Source organism: Rhodomicrobium sp. (assembly GCF_047605405.1).
Lineage (GTDB): Bacteria > Pseudomonadota > Alphaproteobacteria > Rhizobiales > Rhodomicrobiaceae > Rhodomicrobium > Rhodomicrobium lacus.
The window spans coordinates 23,094-42,753 of the sequence record NZ_JASGFR010000010.1 but is presented as its reverse complement, the minus strand read 5'-3'; the positions used below and the strand labels follow the sequence as shown (position 1 = coordinate 42,753).

19 protein-coding genes are annotated in these 19,660 nt (G+C 62.8%); 4 read left to right on the top strand and 15 right to left on the bottom strand.

The genetic code is table 11. From position 1 onward, the window contains the following. Window positions 1-41: 41 nt before the first annotated feature. From dxr to purD, 9 genes are all read right to left on the bottom strand, one after another. Complete coding sequence (dxr, locus tag QM659_RS05980; protein WP_303484223.1) at window positions 42-1,295, bottom strand: 1-deoxy-D-xylulose-5-phosphate reductoisomerase; 1,254 nt, start codon at window positions 1,293-1,295, stop codon at window positions 42-44. 7 nt (window positions 1,296-1,302) lie between these two features. Then, window positions 1,303-2,136: a phosphatidate cytidylyltransferase gene (locus QM659_RS05975; protein ID WP_415187759.1), complete on the bottom strand. Its 834-nt coding sequence runs from the start codon at window positions 2,134-2,136 to the stop codon at window positions 1,303-1,305. A gap of 42 nt (window positions 2,137-2,178) precedes the next feature. Continuing rightward, window positions 2,179-2,901 carry an isoprenyl transferase gene (locus tag QM659_RS05970; RefSeq protein ID WP_415187758.1) on the bottom strand — a complete coding sequence of 241 codons (723 nt, stop codon included), beginning with the start codon at window positions 2,899-2,901 and terminating at the stop codon, window positions 2,179-2,181. A gap of 145 nt (window positions 2,902-3,046) precedes the next feature. After that, window positions 3,047-3,613 (bottom strand): ribosome recycling factor, encoded by a 567-nt coding sequence (gene frr, locus QM659_RS05965; RefSeq protein ID WP_127077004.1) that lies wholly within the window; start codon window positions 3,611-3,613, stop codon window positions 3,047-3,049. 46 nt (window positions 3,614-3,659) lie between these two features. Beyond that, window positions 3,660-4,388 (bottom strand): UMP kinase, encoded by a 729-nt coding sequence (pyrH, locus tag QM659_RS05960; RefSeq protein WP_415187726.1) that lies wholly within the window; start codon window positions 4,386-4,388, stop codon window positions 3,660-3,662. Window positions 4,389-4,454: 66 nt separating this feature from the next. Further along, complete coding sequence (tsf, locus tag QM659_RS05955; RefSeq protein ID WP_415187725.1) at window positions 4,455-5,384, bottom strand: translation elongation factor Ts; 930 nt, start codon at window positions 5,382-5,384, stop codon at window positions 4,455-4,457. Window positions 5,385-5,440: 56 nt separating this feature from the next. Then, window positions 5,441-6,487 (bottom strand): 30S ribosomal protein S2, encoded by a 1,047-nt coding sequence (locus QM659_RS05950; protein ID WP_127077007.1) that lies wholly within the window; start codon window positions 6,485-6,487, stop codon window positions 5,441-5,443. Window positions 6,488-6,670: 183 nt separating this feature from the next. Continuing rightward, the gene (dnaE, locus tag QM659_RS05945; protein WP_415187724.1) at window positions 6,671-10,126 is read right to left on the bottom strand and encodes a DNA polymerase III subunit alpha; all 3,456 of its coding nucleotides are present in this window, start codon (window positions 10,124-10,126) and stop codon (window positions 6,671-6,673) included. Window positions 10,127-10,363: 237 nt separating this feature from the next. Next, window positions 10,364-11,623 (bottom strand): phosphoribosylamine--glycine ligase, encoded by a 1,260-nt coding sequence (purD, locus tag QM659_RS05940; RefSeq protein ID WP_415187723.1) that lies wholly within the window; start codon window positions 11,621-11,623, stop codon window positions 10,364-10,366. A gap of 356 nt (window positions 11,624-11,979) precedes the next feature. On the opposite strand from purD, the gene QM659_RS05935 reads away from it, so the two are divergent. The 3 genes from QM659_RS05935 to QM659_RS05925 all read left to right on the top strand — a co-directional run bounded on the left by QM659_RS05935 (window position 11,980) and on the right by QM659_RS05925 (window position 13,824). Next, window positions 11,980-12,585, top strand: coding sequence for a PRC-barrel domain-containing protein (locus QM659_RS05935; protein WP_415187722.1), 606 nt, complete (start codon window positions 11,980-11,982; stop codon window positions 12,583-12,585). Between the two features lie 88 nt (window positions 12,586-12,673). Beyond that, window positions 12,674-13,165 (top strand): ferritin-like domain-containing protein, encoded by a 492-nt coding sequence (locus QM659_RS05930; RefSeq protein WP_127077010.1) that lies wholly within the window; start codon window positions 12,674-12,676, stop codon window positions 13,163-13,165. Window positions 13,166-13,350: 185 nt separating this feature from the next. Further along, the gene (locus QM659_RS05925) at window positions 13,351-13,824 is read left to right on the top strand and encodes a YbgC/FadM family acyl-CoA thioesterase (protein ID WP_415187721.1); all 474 of its coding nucleotides are present in this window, start codon (window positions 13,351-13,353) and stop codon (window positions 13,822-13,824) included. 161 nt (window positions 13,825-13,985) lie between these two features. Here QM659_RS05925 and irrA read toward each other — a convergent pair whose 3' ends face one another. The 6 genes from irrA to QM659_RS05895 all read right to left on the bottom strand — a co-directional run bounded on the left by irrA (window position 13,986) and on the right by QM659_RS05895 (window position 17,040). After that, the gene (gene irrA, locus QM659_RS05920; protein ID WP_415187720.1) at window positions 13,986-14,432 is read right to left on the bottom strand and encodes an iron response transcriptional regulator IrrA; all 447 of its coding nucleotides are present in this window, start codon (window positions 14,430-14,432) and stop codon (window positions 13,986-13,988) included. Between the two features lie 11 nt (window positions 14,433-14,443). Next, window positions 14,444-15,649 carry a cysteine desulfurase NifS gene (gene nifS, locus QM659_RS05915; protein WP_415187719.1) on the bottom strand — a complete coding sequence of 402 codons (1,206 nt, stop codon included), beginning with the start codon at window positions 15,647-15,649 and terminating at the stop codon, window positions 14,444-14,446. A gap of 18 nt (window positions 15,650-15,667) precedes the next feature. Further along, window positions 15,668-15,964, bottom strand: coding sequence for a NifU family protein (locus QM659_RS05910; protein ID WP_127077014.1), 297 nt, complete (start codon window positions 15,962-15,964; stop codon window positions 15,668-15,670). Between the two features lie 17 nt (window positions 15,965-15,981). Beyond that, window positions 15,982-16,302 (bottom strand): HesB/IscA family protein, encoded by a 321-nt coding sequence (locus QM659_RS05905; protein WP_127077015.1) that lies wholly within the window; start codon window positions 16,300-16,302, stop codon window positions 15,982-15,984. A 160-nt stretch (window positions 16,303-16,462) separates the two neighbouring features. Continuing rightward, complete coding sequence (locus QM659_RS05900; protein WP_415187718.1) at window positions 16,463-16,819, bottom strand: type II toxin-antitoxin system PemK/MazF family toxin; 357 nt, start codon at window positions 16,817-16,819, stop codon at window positions 16,463-16,465. Beyond that, on the bottom strand, window positions 16,816-17,040 hold the full coding sequence (locus tag QM659_RS05895) for an antitoxin MazE family protein (protein ID WP_127077017.1): 225 nt from the start codon (window positions 17,038-17,040) through the stop codon (window positions 16,816-16,818). Before QM659_RS05895 ends, QM659_RS05900 begins: the two co-directional genes overlap by 4 nt. A gap of 384 nt (window positions 17,041-17,424) precedes the next feature. Between QM659_RS05895 and QM659_RS05890 the strand changes: the two genes are divergently transcribed. Continuing rightward, window positions 17,425-19,659 carry an NADP-dependent isocitrate dehydrogenase gene (locus QM659_RS05890; RefSeq protein ID WP_415187717.1) on the top strand — a complete coding sequence of 745 codons (2,235 nt, stop codon included), beginning with the start codon at window positions 17,425-17,427 and terminating at the stop codon, window positions 19,657-19,659. Window position 19,660 lies beyond the last annotated feature (1 nt).

Below are 19,660 nucleotides of genomic sequence, written 5' to 3'. Positions count from 1 at the left end.
GCAGCTTGAACAGAAGGCATATAAGGTGCTCGATGGACGGCTTAAATATGCGGAGCCGCCGCTTCCGTGGCGGTGACGGCGGGGCGAACGGCGCCGAGCGCCGACCGGGCGATATCGCGGGCACGCTCATCGATATGGGTGACGGCGTCGAGACTATCCGGCAGCACGCCCGCAAGCGCGGATGCCGCCTTGTCGAGCGTGCGCTCGACGGCCTCGGCGATGCCGGGGAAGGAAATCTGGCGGTTGAGGAAGGCTTCCACCGCCACCTCATTGGCTGCATTGAGAACGGTCGGCGTGTTGCCGCCCGACTTCAGCACTTCTTTTGCGAGGCGAAGCGCCGGAAAGCGTGTTTCGTCCGGCTTCTCGAAGGTGAGCGTGGCAGCTTCGGCGAGGTCGAGCCGCTTGATGGTCTCCGCCTTGAGCCGCTGCGGCCAGGCAAGGCTCAGCGCGATGGGCGTGCGCATGTCCGGCAGGCTCGCCTGCGCGATCACGGAGCCATCGGTGTAGTAGACGAGCGCGTGGATGATCGACTGCGGATGCACGACGGCATCGAGCTGGTCGGCGCGCACCTTGAAAAGGTGGAACGCCTCGATGATTTCGAGCCCCTTGTTCATGAGCGTGGCGCTGTCGATGGTGATTTTCTGTCCCATCGTCCAGTTCGGATGCTTCAGCGCATCCTCGACGCGCGCCGCCGCGATCTGCTCCTTCGTCCAGGTGCGGAACGGGCCGCCGGAAGCCGTGAGCACGATCTTTTCGACGTGGCGGCCATCCTGTTCGTCGAGCGACTGAAATACGGCCGAATGTTCCGAATCGACCGGAAGCAGCGTTGTCCCGTAACGCTCGCGCTCGTTCATGAAGTAGGCACCGGCGCAGACGAGACATTCCTTGTTGGCGAGCGCTACCGTCCTGCCTTGTTTCAAAGCGGCCAGCGTGGGCGCGAGGCCCGCATAGCCCACGATGGAAGCCATGACGACATCGGCGTCGCGCGCCCCAGCGTCGACCACAGCCGACTTGCCAGCGCCGCATTCGATCCCCGTTCCGGCAAGCAGGTCGCGCAGTTCCGCGCCTGCGCTCTCATCGGCGATCGCCGCGAACTTCGCCTTGAACTGCACGGCGAGGCTCGCCAGCTTCTTCGCGTTGCGGTTCGCCGAAAGCGCCACGACTTCGAACTGGTCGGGGTTCTGCGCGAGGAGGTCGCAGGTGCTGTCGCCGATGGTGCCGGTTGCGCCCAGCACGCTGACGCGCTTTCTGACGCCCGCTCCATTCGATTTGTGTGCCTGCCCGTTCTTGGTCATTGATGCCTCACCAGATCAACAGCGCGCGTCCCGGCTTCAACGGATCGGCCGCCGCAGCGATAAGGCCAGCGCCCATCGCCGCGAAAACAAGACCGTCCAGGCGGTCGAGAACGCCGCCATGCCCGGGGATCAACCCGCTCGAATTCTTTACGCCGAAGGCGCGTTTGATGAACGACTCGCCGAGATCGCCGCCCATCGAGATGATCGCGAGCACCACGCTGAGCCCGGCCATGATCTCGACGGATGTATGCTCGAACCAGAGCGCGAAGAGGACGCCCGCAACGCCGGCCGTCACAGCGCCGCCGATGAAGCCCGACCACGTCTTGTTGGGCGAGATACTGGGCGCAAGTTTCGGACCGCCGAAAAACCTGCCGACGAAGAAGGCGCCCGTATCCGCGGACCAGACGACCAGAAACAGATAGATGATGGCGTGGAATCCGTAATCCGGATCCTGCCGGATCGCGATGAGCGCGATGGCGGGAAAACCCGCGTAATAGACACCGGCCGCGGACCACCAGGGATCGCTCGTGAGTTCGCTGTTCTTGTGAACGCGAAAAACGATCCAGGTTGCCGCAACGATGATGGCTATGGCCAGCACCCGCTCCCCGATCAGCGTCGCGTAGCCGGCGGCGATGATGGCTACCGACTGAATGACGAAGATGCGATCGATGTTGGACCCGCGCACGACGCGGCCCCATTCCCAGCTCATCAACGTCGCCGCGAAGAGGATCAACCCTGCAAACGTCGTTGTCCCGGCGTAGGTCAACGCCAAGGTCAGGACGACCATGACCAAGGCCGAATTGATTCTGAGAACCAGCTCTGAACTGAGAGGTTTGACCATCATCCTTCGCCCGTTCTGGCGGCTGCGAGGTGCGCGAGGGCGCTATCCTGCAAGGCCGCCGAAACGGCGTTCACGCTGCTGGTAAGACGCGATCGCGCTTTCTAACGTCTGTCTTGTAAAGTCCGGCCAGAAATTATCAACGAATAAAAACTCGGAGTAGGCACACTGCCACAGGAGAAAGTTTGAAATCCGCTGTTCGCCGCTCGTCCGGATCAGGAGATCGGGATCGGGGATTCCGGCGGTATCGAACTGTTTGGCTAACATCTCCTGCGTGATATCGGCGGGGTCGATTTCGCCGGCCTTGGCCTGCTCCGCGAGACGCTTCGCCGCACGCACGATCTCATCGCGCGCGCCGTAATTGAAGGCGATGATGAGTTCCATCCCGGTGTTGCCGGATGTCAGCGCCATTGCGTCGCGGAACATGGCGTAGAGGTCGGGCGGCACACCTTCCTCCGAGCCGATGACGCGTATCTTGATGTTGTTCTGGTGGATTTCCGCGAGATCGCGGCGGATGAACCGGCGCAGAAGCCCCATGAGGTAGGTCACTTCCAGCGGCGGGCGCTTCCAGTTCTCCGACGAAAAGCTGAACAGCGTCAGATAGGAAATCCCGAGTTCGGCAGCCGCGCGCACGCATTCGCGCGTGCTTTCCACCCCTCGGCGATGCCCCTCGGAACGCGGCAGACCGCGCTGAGCCGCCCACCGGCCGTTTCCATCCATGATGATGGCGATATGCTTCGGAGACGGGCGCTCGTTTCCGTCGGTCAGAGCCTGTTCACGCAATCTCACTTCGAGCACCCATGATTACCGAGGCAATTTGCCGCTAAACCCGACAGGCTCTTGCGCTTCAGGCTCCGTCGACGGGCACCGGAGGTTACGCGCCGGAACCTGCGCCGGGCTGAATCGACGAACCTCAAACCTGCAAGATTTCCTGCTCTTTGGTGGCGAGCAATGCATCGATTTCCTTGATGGTCTTGTCGGTCAGATCCTGCACCTTGGCGGAAGACTTGCCGCTCTCGTCTTCGCTGATCTTGCCGTCTTTTTCGAGCTTCTTGATCTGGTCCATGCCATCCTTGCGGACGTTGCGCACGGCAACGCGTGTCGTCTCGGCATACTTCTTCGCGATCTTCACGAGCTCCTGGCGGCGCTCCTGGTTCAGCTCCGGGATCGGGAGGCGCAGCGTCAGCCCGTCGACGACGGGATTGAGGCCGAGGTTCGACTCGCGGATTGCCTTCTCCACACCGTGAAGGTTGCTCTTGTCCCATACCTGCACCGTGATGAGGCGCGGTTCCGGCGCGTTGACCGCAGCCACCTGCTGGATGGGCATCTTTGCGCCGTAAGACGTCTGAACCATGATCGGATCGAGCAGCGTCGTGCTCGCGCGCCCCGTACGAAGGCCGCCGAATTCGCTTTTCAGCGAAGCGACCGAGCTCTTCATGCGCTTCTCGATTTCCTTGATGTCGAAATTGCCGGTAGCCATTTCCATCCCCTTCGAGTCTTGAGGCTGTGTTTCTTTAGGCCCTGATTTATGCGTCCGCGTCGGTTCCGACAACGCTGCAAAGGGCCTCACCGCGCATTACCTTGCCGATTGCGCCTTGTTCGTGAAGCGAGAATACCACGACGGGAATCGCGTTGTCGCGGGCAAGCGCGATCGCCGCTGCGTCCATCACCTTGAGATCCCGGGCCAAGACGTCCGAAAAGGTCAGCCGGTCGTAGCGTTCGGCATGCGGGTCTTTCTTCGGATCGGCGGAATAGATGCCGTCCACCTGCGTCGCCTTGAGCAGCGAATCGCAATCGAGTTCGGCGGCGCGAAGCGCTGCCGTCGTGTCGGTCGTGAAATACGGATTTCCAGTGCCGCCCGCGAGCACAACGACCTTGCCCGCCTCAAGATCGGCGAGCGCCTCATCGCGTGAAAAGGTCGCGCAGATCGTTGGCACCGGAAGCCCGGAGTAGATCGTGGCGGGCTGCCCGATGCGCACCAGCGTCTGCTGCAAAGCGACGCCGTTCATGACCGTGGCGAGCATGCCCATGAAGTCGGCCTTCACGCGGTCGATGCCTTTCGCGGAGCCCGCGAGGCCGCGATAGATATTTCCGCCGCCGACGACGAGCGCGATGCGCTTGCCGCTCTTGGCCACCTCGGCGATATCGCGCGCAATAGCGTCGAGCGCCTGCGGGTCGATGCCGTAATGTCCGCCGCCCATAAGCGCCTCGCCCGAAATCTTGATGAGCGGGCGGGTGAAAGGAAGGTGCGCCATGGGCTTTTCCTTGAGGCTGCGGGAAGTACGGACGGCAGAGTTGCCGCCCGCCATATCGGTCTGCCGTTATTGGTTTGCAGCGGCCGCCGCCACTTCCGCCGCGAAGTCGCCCTTCTCGGTGACGATGCCCTCGCCGAGTTCGAAGCGAACGAAGCCCGCAACCGTGATCGGCGCTCCCGCTTCCTTCTCGGCTTCCTTCACCGCCTTCTCAACGGTGAGGTCGGGATTGATCACGAAAGCCTGCTTCAGGAGAACGACCTCCTGATAGAACTTGCGGATGCGTCCTTCGATCATCTGCGCGATGACCTTCTCGGGCTTGCCGCTTTCCCTCGCCTGCTCGGTGAAGATCGCGCGCTCGCGCTCCACCACTTCCGGATCGACTTCCTCATCCTTCAGCGCGAGCGGGTTCGTCGCCGCGACATGCATCGCGATCTGACGGCCGATCTCGGCGAGCTTCTCCGCGTTGCCCGTCGATTCGAGCGCGACGAGCACGCCGATCTTGCCGAGGCCCGGAGCCGCCTGATTGTGGACGTAGGTCGCAACCACGCCATCGTTCACCGACAACGCAGCCGTGCGGCGCAGCGAGATGTTCTCGCCGATGGTGGCCACGAGTTCCTTGAGATGGTCTGTGACGGAAGCCGTCTTGCCCGGATAGATGGCAGCGGCGAGCTTCTCGACATCGCCGCCGGCCTTGAGCGCGAGCTTGCCCACTTCGGCCACGACCTTCTGGAACTCGGGATTGCGGGCCACGAAGTCGGTTTCGGAGTTGACTTCGACCAGGGCGCCGGACTTTGCGTCGGACGCCACGCCGATCAGACCCTCGGCAGCCACACGGTCCGCCTTCTTCGCGGCCTTGGACAGACCTTTCGCGCGAAGCCAATCGACGGCTGCTTCCATGTCGCCGTTCGATTCCGAAAGCGCCGTCTTGCAGTCCATCATACCCGCGCCGGTCTTCTCGCGAAGATCCTTCACCAATGCGGCAGTAATCGCAGCCATTCTCTACCTCGTTTCGTTGAGCCGGAGCGCGCTCGCGCGCGCTCCGGCTTAATGTCCTAGCTCGTCAGTTCGCGCGCCTGATCGACCCAATCGCCCTTCGCGATCTGGCCGTTGCCATGCAGCAGGCGGTCGATCTCGTCCAGATTGTCCTGCGTGAACGCCGCAACCTGCCAGAAATGGAAGATGCCGCGCTCGTTGAGCTTCTTCTCGTGCGCCTTGGTGATGCCGCGCACCTTCTTGAGGTCGTCCTTCTCACCCTGCGGCTCGGCCAGACCTTCAAGCGTGGTTTCCGCGTCGTCTTCCTTCTTGGCGACGGTCGCATGCGCGCCGTTCTTGCCGTTCGTCGCGGGCACTTCGTCAAGCGCCACTTCGGCGACGTCTTCTGCTTCGCCGATGTCGATGCCCGACACGCCCTGAGCGCGCTCGATGCCGTCGATCGCCGCGCGCGAAATCAGATCGCAATACAGCGTGATGGCGCGGCCCGCGTCGTCGTTGCCCGGGATCGGATAGGTGACGCCGTCCGGGTTCGAGTTCGAGTCGATCACCGCGATGACCGGGATCTTGAGCTTCTTCGCTTCCTGGATCGCGATCGATTCCTTGTTCGTGTCGATGACGAACAGAAGATCGGGCACGCCGCCCATGTCCTTGATGCCGCCGAGTTCCTGCTCAAGCCTGTCGCGCTCGCGCGTGAGGTTCAGAAGCTCCTTCTTGGTGAAGCCCTGACCTTCGCCCGACACGAGATCGTCGAGATAGCGAAGCCGCTTGATCGAATTCGTGATCGTCTTCCAGTTGGTCAGCATGCCGCCGAGCCAGCGGTGATTGACGTAATATTGCGCGCTGCGCTTCGCCGCGTCCGCGACGGCGTCCGACGCCTGCCGCTTCGTGCCGACGAACAGGATACGCCCGCCCTGGGCCACCACGTCGCTCGCCGCGACGACTGCCTGATGCAGCAGCGGCACGGTCTTCGACAGGTCGATGATGTGGATCTTGTTGCGCGTGCCGAACAGGTAGTCCGACATTTTCGGGTTCCAGCGGTGCGTCTGGTGGCCGAAATGCACGCCAGCTTCGAGGAGCTGGCGCATCGTGAATTGGGGAAGCGTCATGGTATGTCCTTCGTCCGGTTGAGCCTCCGCGGGGCGTGTGGATGGCGATGCCATCACCGGAATGCCAAAAAGGGCCGCTTGAACGGCCCTGACATGATCCCCGCGTGCGAGATGCGCTTTGTATAGGGGGCGACGGCGCGATTTGCAAGAGCGGGGTTGATGCGACGCGGCTTGGCGCCCCCGTTACCCCACCTGCAACACGCCCGGCAGCGTCTTCAGCGTGGCGAGCTGGCGCGCGGAAATCGAGAAATTGTCGCCGAGCTTGAACTCCACGGCCTTTTGCGCCTCGGGGATCTGCACCACGAGGTTCACCTGGATGCCGCCCTCGCGGCCGAGATGCTTCACGAGTTCGGCCACCTGCAGGCGCTCCGTGGCGGTGATGGAAAGCTGCTTCGTGGTCTTGCCGAGCACGTCGTCAAGCGCCTGCACGGCCTGCACGCGCACCTTGATCGCCTCGCCGTCGGCCTCGCCCTCCACATGGACGAGCACGTTCTTGCCCGCTTCGAGCTTGTCGCCCGCCACATTCAGCGTGTCGGAGAAAATGACGGCTTCGAATTGGCCGGTCGGATCGGAGAAGCCCGCAAACGCGAAGCGGTTGCCGGACTTGGCCTTGCGGTCCTGCCGATAGGTGACGGTTGCCGCAAGCCGCGACTCCGCGCGGCCATGCGCCTGCACGCGCGCCGAGAAATCGCTCCATTTCAGCACGTTCATGCGGGCGAGCTGGTCGGTGAAATCGTCGAGCGGGTGGCCGGAGAGGTAGAAGCCCGCCGCGCCAAGCTCGTTTTCGAGCTTTTCGACGAGGCTCCATTCGGGCGCGTCCGCGAGGTCGAGGCGCGGCGCGGGGCCGCCCGCGATCCCGCCGCCGAACATGTCCACCTGCCCGCGCGCGCGATCCTCGGCGGCCTTTGCGCCAAACTCCACGAGCCGGTCGAGGTTCTTCGCCACCTTCGCGCGGTTCGGCTCCATGTCCGAAAAAGCGCCCGCCGCGTTCAGCGTCTCGATGGCGCGCTTGTTCACCGACTTCGGGTTGATGCGGAGCATGAAGTCGGCGAGATCGAGAAATGGCTTGTCGCCGCGCTCCTCCACGATGTGCGCTGCGGCTGCGTGCCCCATATTCTTGAGGGCGGCGAGAGCGTAGCGAATGGCGCCGTCGCCCTCGGGTTCGAACTCGACCGCCGACCTGTTGACCGAGGGCGGCAGGATCGCAAGACCGTTTTGCCGGGCCTCGCGCGTGAAGCCGTAGAGCTTGTCCGTGTTCGCCATGTCGAGCGTCATCGACGCGGCGATGAACTCCTGCGGGTGGTTCGCCTTCAGGTAAGCCGTCTGATAGGCGATCAGCGCATAAGCGGCGGCATGGCTCTTGTTGAAGCCGTAGCCCGCGAACTTCGCCACAAGCTCGAAGATGTAGCGTGCGCGGGCCTCGGGAATGTCCTTCTCCAGCGCGCCCTTCACGAAGCGCGCGCCCTGCGCGTCCATCTCCGCCTTGATCTTCTTGCCCATGGCGCGGCGGAGCAGGTCGGCTTCGCCAAGGCTGTAGCCCGACAGCACCTGCGCGAGCTGCATCACCTGTTCCTGATAGATGATGACGCCGTAGGTCTCTTCGAGGATGGGCTGCGCGAGCGGATGCAGATAGTCCGGCACCTCGATGCCGTGCTTGCGGTTGACGTAGGTCTCGATGTTGTCCATCGGGCCGGGGCGGTAGAGCGCCACCATGGCGATGATGTCGCCGAAGCGGTCGGGCTTCAGCTTGCGCAGTGCCTCCCGCATTCCCGTACTTTCGAGCTGGAACACGCCGCCCGTATCGCCTTTCGCCAGCATTTCATAGGTCGGCCGGTCGTCGAGCGGCAGATGGCCGAGGTCGATGGGTCTGCCCGCCTTCTCCAGCAGCGCGCACGCCTTCTGCAGGACGGTCAGCGTCTTCAGGCCGAGGAAGTCGAACTTCACAAGCCCCGCCTGCTCCACCCACTTCATGTTGAACTGGGTGACGAGCATGTCGGACTTCGGATCGCGATAAAGCGGCACAAGCTCCACGAGGTCGCGGTCGCCGATCACCACGCCCGCCGCGTGCGTCGATGCGTGGCGATAGAGCCCTTCGAGCTTCTGCGCGGTGTCGAGAAGCTGGGCGACGATTTCCTCGCCGTCTCGCGCTTCCTGAAGCTTCGGCTCGCCCTCGATGGCCTCCGCGAGCGTGACCGGGTTTGCCGGGTTGTTCGGCACGAGCTTGCAGAGCCGGTCCACCTGCCCGTAGGGCATTTGCAGCACGCGGCCCACGTCGCGAAGCACCGCGCGCGCCTGAAGCTTTCCATAGGTGATGATCTGCGCGACGCGGTTCGCTCCGTATTTCCCGCGCACATACTGGATCACCTCGTCGCGGCGATCCTGGCAGAAGTCGATGTCGAAGTCCGGCATCGACACGCGTTCCGGGTTGAGGAAGCGCTCGAACAGGAGGCCGAAGCGGATCGGGTCGAGATCGGTGATGGTGAGCGACCACGCGACGACCGAGCCCGCGCCCGAGCCGCGGCCCGGCCCAACGGGGATGCCGTGCGCCTTCGCCCATTTGATGAAGTCGGACACGATCAGGAAGTAGCCGGGAAACTTCATGCGCGTGATGACGTCGAGTTCGAATTCGAGGCGCTTCTCGTAATCCTCGACGCTCGCCGCGCGCTGGTTTTCCGGGATGACGGCGAGGCGGCGCGCGAGCCCCTCCTGCGCCTGCTTGCGAAGCTCCGCGGCTTCTGCCTCGTGCGTGTCCTCGCTGCCGACCACGAATTGCGGCAGGATCGGCTTTCTCGGGCGCGGGCGAAAGGCGCAGCGCTGCGCAATCTCGATGGTGTTCGCGACCGCCTCGGGCAGGTCCGCGAACAGCTTCACCATGTCGGCTTGCGGCTTCAGCCAGTGATCGGGCGAGAGGCGGCGGCGATCGTCTTCGGCGACGTAGCGCCCCTCGGCAATGCAAAGCAGCGCGTCGTGTGCCTCGAAAACCGCGCGCTTCGGGAAATAGGCTTCATTGGTGGCGACGAGCGGCACGCCATTATCATAGGCCCAGCGCAGGAGCTGCGGCTCCACCGCGCGCTCGCGGGCGAGCCCGTGGCGCTGGATTTCGACATAGAAACGGTCGCCGAACGACTCCGCGAGCGCCGCAAGACGCGCTTCCGCGACGGCTGTGTTTCCGGCAGCGAAAGCGCGATCCGCCGGGCCGTCGGGGCCGCCTGACAGGGCGATGAGGCCGCGCGCGTGTTCCGCGAGAAAATCGAGTTCGACATGCGGCTTCGAGCCGTCGCCGGAATCGAGAAACGCCTGGCTGGACAAACGCATGAGGTTGACGTAGCCCTCCGCGTCCTTCGCGAGCACAACGACAGTGCCCGTGTTCGCGGCGGGGCGCGCACCGGGGCGCGGCGTCTCGTCGGCGGGCGCGGGGAAGGCGAGCGTCAGCGCGCAGCCGATGATCGGCTGGATGCCTTCCCCCGCCATGTATTCGGAGAATTCGAGCGCGCCGAAAAGATTGTTGCGGTCGGTGATCGCAAGCGCCGGCTGGTTATCGGCGGCCGCGGCCTTGATGAGCGCCTTGACCGGCAACGCACCTTCGAGCAGCGAATAGGCCGAATGAACGTGAAGGTGGATGAAGCCCGGTTTTGTCATAAGCCTCGCCCCTCCCTTCTCCCGCAAACGGCCGTAATGGCCGAATCGTCTCCGGCGGCGGAACCATTGGCCGCGAAAGCGGATCGAGATTCAAGTCGCTTACGAATATAAGGCAATCCAGCGGCATTTGCGGGGAAAACTCTTCCCGCCTGTGGGCGGGGCCAGACGGAAAAGCCTCCAGGCGGAAAAGCCCAGGCGGAGGCGATGCCGTCCGATGATGCCGGCTTTCGCCTTATCCTACCGCAAAGCGATGTCCCGGCGGCAGAACCCCTCCGGCCAATCGATGGCGTCGACGGCGGCATAGGCGCGAGCGCGCGCTTCCGCGACATCGCGGCCTACCGCACTCACATTGAGCACGCGCCCGCCATTGGCGAGAACCTTGCCATCGTTCCCGCGCTTCGTCCCGGCGTGGAACACGGTCACGCCCGGAAGCGCGGCCGCCGCGTCCAGCCCGCGAATGACGCTGCCCTTCCCGTAATCGCCGGGGTAGCCTTTTGCGGCCAGCACGACGGTGACGGCCGTGTCGTCGCTCCATTCCGGCGCCACGCCGGAAAGATCGCCCTTCGCAGCGGCATGGAGCAACGGCAGGAGATCGGACTTCAGCCGAAGCATCAGCACCTGACATTCGGGATCGCCGAAGCGGACATTGTATTCGATGAGCTTTGGGCCATCCGCCGTGACCATCAGCCCGGCGTAGAGCACCCCCTGAAACGGCGTCCCGTGCGCAGCCATCGCTTCGAGCGTCGGGGTCACGATCTCGCGCATGACGCGCTCTTCGAGCGCAGGCGTCATCTGCGGCGCGGGCGAGATCACGCCCATGCCGCCGGTGTTCGGACCCTCGTCGCCGTCGAATGCGCGCTTGTGGTCCTTGCCGCTCCCGAACGGCACGGCGCGCGTGCCGTCGCAGATCGCGAAAAAGCTCGCTTCCTCGCCGACAAGTTTTTCCTCGATGACGACGGACGAACCGCCCTCGCCGAATGCGCCGTCAAAACAAGACGCGATAGCGGCTTCGGCCTCGGCGAGCGTCTCGCATACGGTCACGCCCTTGCCGGCCGCAAGCCCGTCCGCCTTCACGACGAGCGACGCACCCTTTGCGCGCGCATACGCCATCGCTTCCTCGCGGCTCACGAAATGGCCGTAGGCGGCTGTCGGAATGGTGCGCTCGTCGCAAACGGCCTTGGTGAAGGATTTCGACGCCTCAAGCTGCGCGGCGGCTGCGGACGGGCCGAAAACCGGTAATCCGGCGGCGCGGAGATAATCCGCGAGCCCCGCCACCAAAGGCGCTTCCGGGCCGACGACCACAAGGCCGATGGCCGCCTCACGGCAGAATTCGGCGACCTGCGCGAAATCGTCAGGGTTCGTCGGCCCCTGCTCCGCGATTTGCGCGATCCCCGCGTTGCCGGGCGAGCAATAAAGCGTGCCGAGCGCCGGGCTCTGCCTGAGCTTCCACGCCAGCGCATGTTCGCGGCCACCGCCGCCAATGAGAAGAACGTTCATGCACGCTTCTTAGCAACGAAATTGCCCCGCGTTAACAGCGAAAAAGCCGTCCGGGCACGCGTCGTTCGAGGCCCTCGCGAGCGACGCGTGTCAGATGTTCTGCGAATATAATTGGACACTTCGATAGCATAAGCCACGCTCAAGAAGCTTACAGCCATCCGAAGATATAGCCGAGTATGATAAGCGGGATCGGGATTCCGATCGCCCAAAGCATAACCCCCTTCATTTTTCTACCTCCTATTGCTTGACAGGTCAGTAGAACACTCGGCTGCAAACCGCCGTTCCTTTCCACAGGCAGGAACTTCACGGCGTAATGAGCGTTTGAGAAGGACCATCATCAAACGGAGGACACGACCATGAAGTGTATGACCACGGCGGCTGCTGCGGTGCTCTTGCTTGCAACCGCCGCTCAGGCTCAGCAAACCCCGCAGGTTCAGCAGTCGTCGCCCCCCGGCAATGCGGGGTCCAGCCTCGGGACGCGCGGCCCCGGAGATCCCGCCGCCATGCGCGCGGAAGAGTCGAACCGCGCCAGCCGTGACCGAATGGCACAGACAAATCAGAGTCAGATGGGCACAGAGGGCCAGGTCCGCGATACGATTCGAAGCGGCATGGGCGCGCCAGGCGCGTCGGAGCGCTTCCGCCAGACGCAAGGTGCCGATCAGTGGCTCGTTGGCAATCTCTGGAACAAGCGTGTCTACAATTCCAATGGTGAATCTATCGGCGACCTGAATGATCTCGTGATCGACAAGGATGGTCGCATCGCGGCGGTCGTGGTCGGAGTCGGGGGCTTCCTTGGCCTCGGCGAGAAAAACGTCGCGGTGGATTACAACCATCTGCGGCAGAACGGCGGCATCACGCCAGACCGCGTCACCATCAACATGACGAAGGACGACCTGAACAACGCGCCCAATTTCCAGCGCCAGGGTTCAGGAAGCGGCATGATGGGCGAAAGACGACAATGATCGGCGGGAGAGGGGGCTTGATAGCCCTCTCTTTTCGTAACAGCAGCCGGAACCGAGAAATATTCACCTAGAAAAAGGACATCCCGTCATGCCGATGGCGAAAAACCTGAACGAACTGTTCTACGCAACGCTTCAGGACATCTATCACGGCGAAAAGCAGATCCTGAAAGCGCTCCCAAAGATGGCAAAAAACGCCACCACGCCGGAACTCAAGAAGGCCTTCCAGCTTCACCTCGACCAGACGCAGGGGCAAGTGGAGCGGCTGCAGCAGGTGTTCGAAATGCTCGACAAGTCCGCGCGCGGGAAGACCTGCGAAGCAATCGAAGGGCTTGTCGAAGAAGGCCAGGAAGTCATGAGCGAGACCGAACCGGGAGAAGTGATGGACGCCGGTCTGATCGCGGCTGCGCAGGCCGTCGAGCATTACGAGATCGCCCGATATGGAACCTTGTGTGCGTGGGCCGAGCAGCTTGGCATGCCCGAGGCGGCAAAGCTGCTCCAGCAGACCCTGAAGGAAGAGAAGGAGACGGATGCGCTCCTGAACAAGATGGCCATGGGTGGCATCAATCGAAGCGCGGCCTGAGCAGGTTCCTCGAAATTTTGTCGCAAGGCGGGTTCTGCCATGGACCCGCCTTACTTTTTGTGGAGGTGGCCCATTGGGGGCGAGCAGGCCCGTTCTGCGATGGAGACGGCGGTGTACGGACTTCGGGGAAGCGTTTGGGCAGCGGCACGCGCCGTGGTCGCGGCGGTCGCGGTTGCGGGGGCCGCATGACGGATGCTTCATCGCCGGGCTCGGCCTGGCCCGATCTTTCGGGCCGCGTGCTGGCCGACGGCCACGTGCTGCCGGTGCGCGTCTATTTCGAGGACACGGATTTTTCCGGCGCATCCTATCATGCGAGCTACTTGCGCTGGTGCGAGCGCGGCCGCTCCGACTTCCTGCGCCTTCTCGGCGTGCATCACAACAAGCTGGCGGACGGCTCGCTGACGGGCGAACCGTCGGTGTTCGCCGTGCGCCGTCTCAAGGCCGAATTCCTGCGCGCAGCCCGCATCGACGACGAGCTTGAGGTGCACACGGCCTACGGCTCCTTCACCAAGGCGACCATCTCGCTCACGCAGCACATCGTGCGCGGAAGCGAGCGCGTGTTCGAACTTGAAGTGCAATGCGTGCTGCTGTCGATGACCGGGCGCGTGCTGCGCCTGCCGCCCGCGCTGGTGGATATGCTGACGCGCGGTCAGGACTAGTGGAGCGGTTTTGACATTTGAGTCCCAGTGGCTGCGAGCTCTCGCTCAAATGTCAAATTCAAAAAGCTCCACTCAATTCATGATGATGCTCGTGGTCCTTTCGATCCCGACATTTGCTCGCAAGCGTGCTGCAAACGGATGCAAATGTCGGAAACGGACTACTAGCGCGCCTTCACGAGCCGGATCAGCACGTCTATACGGGCGACCTTCATGCCTTCCGGCAACTTGGGAACCGTCACGGTCACTTCGTTGTCGGGCTCAAGGTCGACGAGGCGGCCTTCCTCCTCGAAGTAGAAGTGCTGATGGTCTGAAATCTTGGTGTGGAAATAGTTCTTCGACCCTTCGATCGCGACTTCACGCAGCAGCCCGCATTCGGTGAGCTGTTTCAGCGTGTTGTAAACGGTGGCAAGCGACACCGCCATCTTGTTGGCGACGGCTTCCGCGTGCAGTTCCTCCGCTGTCACGTGGCGATCTCTCTCCTTGAACAGGAGCTTGGCGAGATCAATTCGCTGCCGCGTGGGGCGCAGGCCCGCATCGCGAAGTTTCGCTTCGATACGGCAGGTCGCGTCCCTGCTGTCCGTAACCCGCGCTTCTTCCGGCAGATACACCGCACCCTCCCCTATCGAAACCTGGCGCCAAGCCCTGCTTGCGCCGTCTCGTCCATCGCAGCAAAGCCTGAGGCTTCACGCGCTTTTTCCACTATCGCGGGCAATATTGCAAGAACACGAGCGACGTCCTCTGCCCCGCTGGTATGCGAAAACGAAAAGCGAACCGCCCCCAAAGCGGCGGCGTAAGGCACCTTCATGGCCCGCAGGACATGAGATGGCTCCGTAGAGCCGGCAGCACAAGCGGAACCGGACGACGCTGCTATTCCAGCCTTATCGAGTTCCAGAAGGATCACTTCACCCTCGGCGCGATCAAACACGATATTCGACGTGTTCGGAAGTCGATTCTCGGTATCGCCCGCAATAAACGTCGCATCTATGCGACCAAGTGCCGCGCGCTCGAAGCTGTCGCGAAGCTGCCTTACGCGATCGCCTTCGCCGGTCAGCAAACGCTTCAGCGCGAGGTCCGCAGCCTTGCCGAGCCCGACGATGCCCGGCGCATTCTCGGTCCCCGCGCGCCGTCCACGCTCCTGCTTGCCGCCGCGGATGAGTTGATGGAAGGCCACGCCCTTTTTCACGTAAAGCGCGCCGATCCCTTTCGGCCCGTGAAACTTGTGCGACGACAGTGAAAGCATATCGACATCGGCGGCCTTCACGTCGATCGGGATGCGTCCGGCGGCCTGAACCGCGTCCGTGTGAAACAGCGCGCCCGCTTCGTGTGCGAGCCGCGCAAGCTCCGCTACGGGGAAGATGGCACCGGTTTCGTTGTTCGCCCACATGATCGAGGCTATGGCCGTTTTCCGCCCGAGCGCGGCGCGATAGGCGTCGATATCGAGACGGCCCTTCCCGTCGACGCCGATCATGTGCACCACGATGCCGCGATGGCGCTGGAGATGCTGCACAAGCGCGAGGATCGCCGGATGCTCGACGGCAGATGTCACGATCTCGTTGCGGCCGCTCTGCGTTTCGAGCGCTGACAGAAGCGCCGTATTGTCCGATTCGGTGCCGCCCGAGGTGAAGACGATCTCGTGGCTTTGGGCAGCGCCGATCAGAGCGCGCACCTGCTCGCGCGCCCGATTGATCGCCGCGCCCACTTCCTTGCCGAAGCCGTGGATGGAAGACGCGTTGCCGAAATGCTCGGTAAAGAAGGGAAGCATCTCAGCCAGCACAGCCGGATCGAGCCGGGTGGTGGCGTTGTTGTCCAGATAGACCGGATGCATAAGTCCCTTCTTTCGGTTTTAGTGGGCACCCATCGCGGGAATGAGCCGCACCGGATAGCCAAGCTTCGCGATGATCTTGGCCTGGATGCCGTGCACGGTGACCGACGCAAGCTGACAGCCGACGCAAGCGCCTGTCATGCGTACTTTCACGAAATTGCCCGAGACTTCGAGAAGCTCGCAGTCGCCGCCGTCGCGCTTCAGGTGCGGGCGCAGTTCTTCGATGGTTTCGCGGATGATGCGCAGTTTCGTTTCTTCGGCCGTTTCCACGGGGGCATCGCACTCGACGGTTTCGGCGCGTTCCAAGACTTCGAACATTGTTTGTTTTCCCTCTGTCAGCCGAACGATTTACCGCAGGAACAGCTCGACGTCGCCTTCGGATTGTCGAAGGTGAAGCCCGAGCTTTGCACGCTGGTCACGAAATCGACGGTGGTGCCTTCGAGCATCCCGACGCTGTCGCGATCCACGAAGAGTTTTACGCCACGCTCTTCAACGACGATGTCGTCGGGGTTCGGATCGGCCACGAGCCCCATCAGATATTTGAAGCCCGCGCATCCCCCTGCGTCCACGGCGAGGCGCAACCCTTCGATCGGCGTGTTCGCGCCCTGGATGGCGGTGCGAACGGCGTTTGCTGCGGCTTCCGTAAGGTAGATCATGCGGCGGAGCCTTTCTGCTTGAACCTGCATTCGCTCAAGGCAGAAGCAACGCCCGTGCCAATGCGGCAAGTGGCTGCATGGCTTGATAAATATCAAATCTAGAGCGGATCGAAGATGCGGTTTGTCGGATTCCCGACACGTCGCAAGCGGGACGCGCGGTTCAATGACCGGAGCGCGCTGTCCTGTGAGCAGCGGTCAAGCCGAGAAAGACCAGAATCGCGCGGTTGAGACGGAGAATGTCCTCGTCGGCGAGGTGTCCTATACGCACGCCAAGCTTCGATTTCGAAATCGTCGTAATCTTGTCGACCATGAGGCGGCAGCTCTGCCTGAGGCCGTTCATCTTGTCTGGCTCGACCGGCAGCCGGAACAACGGTGCTTCGGTTTCGTCGGAGGTGAAGGCGCAGATCGTTATTGAATCCGTGGCGTCGAAAGCGTCTTCCTGAATGATGACGGCGGGGCGGGGCTTGCCCGCGTAATCCTTACCGCCCGACACGGTCCAGATTTCCCCGCGCCTCATTCGTTCGGCCAGTCGGAAACTGAATCGATGAAAGCCTGGTCGTCAGCCGCGCTGCCGCTTCGCGCAACAACCGCCGACTGGCGGTGAGCTTCTCTCTTGAAGGTGGGCGTCCTTGTATCCGGAACCCAGATCTGTATCGGTCTGAGGCCGAGCGCCCGCAGTCGCGCGCGATGTTCGCGCACCTTGATGCGAGACGACCTAGGCTTTGGAGATAGCGGCATGTCTATGGTCCGGTTACATGTAACCTATCATATCGGCTGACAGGGTGCAATTGCGAGCCTCACAAGCATTTGTCTTTCGTGACCGCACGCTTGAGGCCAAGAATGCGCGCCGCGGGGCGAAGCTTTCTTGCGCGATTTCACGTCGTCGCGGGCGACAACATCATGCTACATTCGGTCGGAACGCGGCGATTCATTACCATCCCAGATGAGTGCCCGCGCTACAGAATGCCACAAGCGGAATGGCGGCGAACCGCCATCGTCTTTGGAAACGTTCATGCGGCGAGATGATTTTTCGGCTTTCCGTCTCGGCCCCACGGGTTGTCTCGTGATATTCGGCTGCGGAGCGGCTAAGCTTGGCCGGAACCATTGACTGAGGTTGACAGCATGACCAACGAAGCACCGACGATCGTCTGGACCAGGACCGATGAATCCCCGGCGCTTGCGAGCTATTCGCTCCTGCCCATCGTCCAGGCGTTCACGAAAACAGCCGGTGTTTCGGTCGTCGAGAAGGACATTTCGCTCGCGGGCCGCATCATCGCGACGTTCCCCGAGAACCTGACGCCCGCGCAGCGCCAGCCCGACGCGCTCGCCGAACTCGGCGCTCTCGCGAAAAAGCCGGAAGCGAACATCATCAAGCTGCCGAACATCTCGGCCTCGCTCCCGCAGCTCAAGGCGGCGATCAAGGAGCTTCAGGCACAAGGTTACGATCTGCCCGATTATCCCGAGGAGCCGAAGACCGAGGCGGAGAGAGAAATCAAGGCGCGCTATGCGAAGGTGCTCGGCTCGGCCGTGAACCCCGTTCTGCGCGAAGGCAATTCTGATCGCCGCTCCGCTCCATCGGTGAAGCAATACGCGAAGAACCATCCGCACAAGATGGGGGCGTGGAAGGCCAGTTCGAAGACGAACGTTGCGCATATGGCGGGCGGCGACTTCTACGGCAGCGAAAAGTCCATCACCCTGCCGACCGATGGCAGCTTCATGATCGAGTTCTTCGGTGAGGATGGCCACACACATGTCCTGAAGCAGAAAGTGCGCTACAAGGCGGGCGAGATCGTCGACGCCGCCTTCATCAGCCGAGACGCATTGCGCGCCTTCTACGCGGACGCCATCGAGGCGGCGAAGGCGGAGGGCGTGCTGCTGTCGCTGCACCTCAAGGCCACGATGATGAAGGTGTCGGACCCGATCATGTTCGGCCATGCGGTTTCGGTCTACTTCAAGGACGTGTTCGACAAGCACGCCGAAACCTTCAAGGACATCGGCGTCAATCCGAACAACGGCCTCGGCGATCTCTACGCGAAGCTGGGCAAGCTCCCGGAAGACAAGCGCGCCGAGATCGAAGCCGATATCAAGGCCGTTTATGCGAAGCGTCCGCAGCTTGCGATGGTGAATTCCGACAAGGGCATCACCAACCTGCATGTGCCGAACGACGTGATCGTTGACGCCTCCATGCCCGCGATGATCCGCGAAGGCGGCAAGATGTGGGACGCGGAAGGCAAGACCGCCGATACGCTCGCGATGATCCCCGACCGCTGTTACGCGACGATCTATCAGGTGATGATCGACGACTGCAAGGAACACGGCCAGTTCGATCCGAAGACCATGGGCAGCGTGTCGAATATCGGCCTCATGGCGCAGCAGGCCGAGGAATATGGCAGCCACGACAAGACTTTCGAAATCACCGAAGGCCACGGCAAGGTGCGCGCCATCGACGAGGATGGCAACGTCCTCCTCGAACAGGAAGTGCAGCACGGCGACATCTTCCGCATGTGTCAGGTGAAGGATGCGCCTATTCAGGACTGGGTGAAGCTCGCCGTCAATCGCGCCCGCGCGACCGGCACGCCGGCGATCTTCTGGCTCGATCCGAAGCGCGGGCACGACGCGCAGGTCATCGCGAAGGTCGAGCGCTATCTCAAGGACCACAACACCGGCGGGCTCGACATCCGCATCCTCTCGCCCGACGACGCGATGCGCTTCACGCTCGCGCGCATCCGCAGGGGCGAGGACACGATTTCCGTCACCGGCAACGTGCTGCGCGACTATCTGACCGACCTGTTCCCCATCCTCGAACTCGGCACGTCCGCGAAGATGCTCTCCATCGTGCCGCTGATGGATGGCGGCGGGCTGTTCGAAACGGGCGCCGGCGGCTCTGCTCCGCGCCATATCCAGCAGTTCCAGGAAGATGGCTATCTGCGCTGGGATTCGCTCGGCGAATATCTCGCGCTCGGCGTCTCGCTCGAACATCTCGGCCAGACCTACAGGAACGAGAAGGCGGAAGTTCTGGCGGAGACGCTCGATAAGGCAACCGCGAAGGTTCTTGAGAACGACAAGGGCCCCGCACGCAAGATCGGCGGCATCGACAATCGCGGCAGCCACTTCTATCTCGCGCTTTACTGGGCGCAGGCGCTGGCCGAGCAGACGAAGGACGCGGAATTGCAGGCGCTGTTCGCTCCGATCGCGGAGACGCTGACTGAGAACGAAGCGAAGATCGTGGGCGAACTCGCCGCGGCGCAGGGGCGCCCGGTCGATCTCGGCGGCTATTATCGCCCCGACTTCGCGAAAGCCTCGGCCGCCATGCGTCCGAGCGCGACCTTGAACGCGGCGCTGGAGAGCCTTCGCTAGA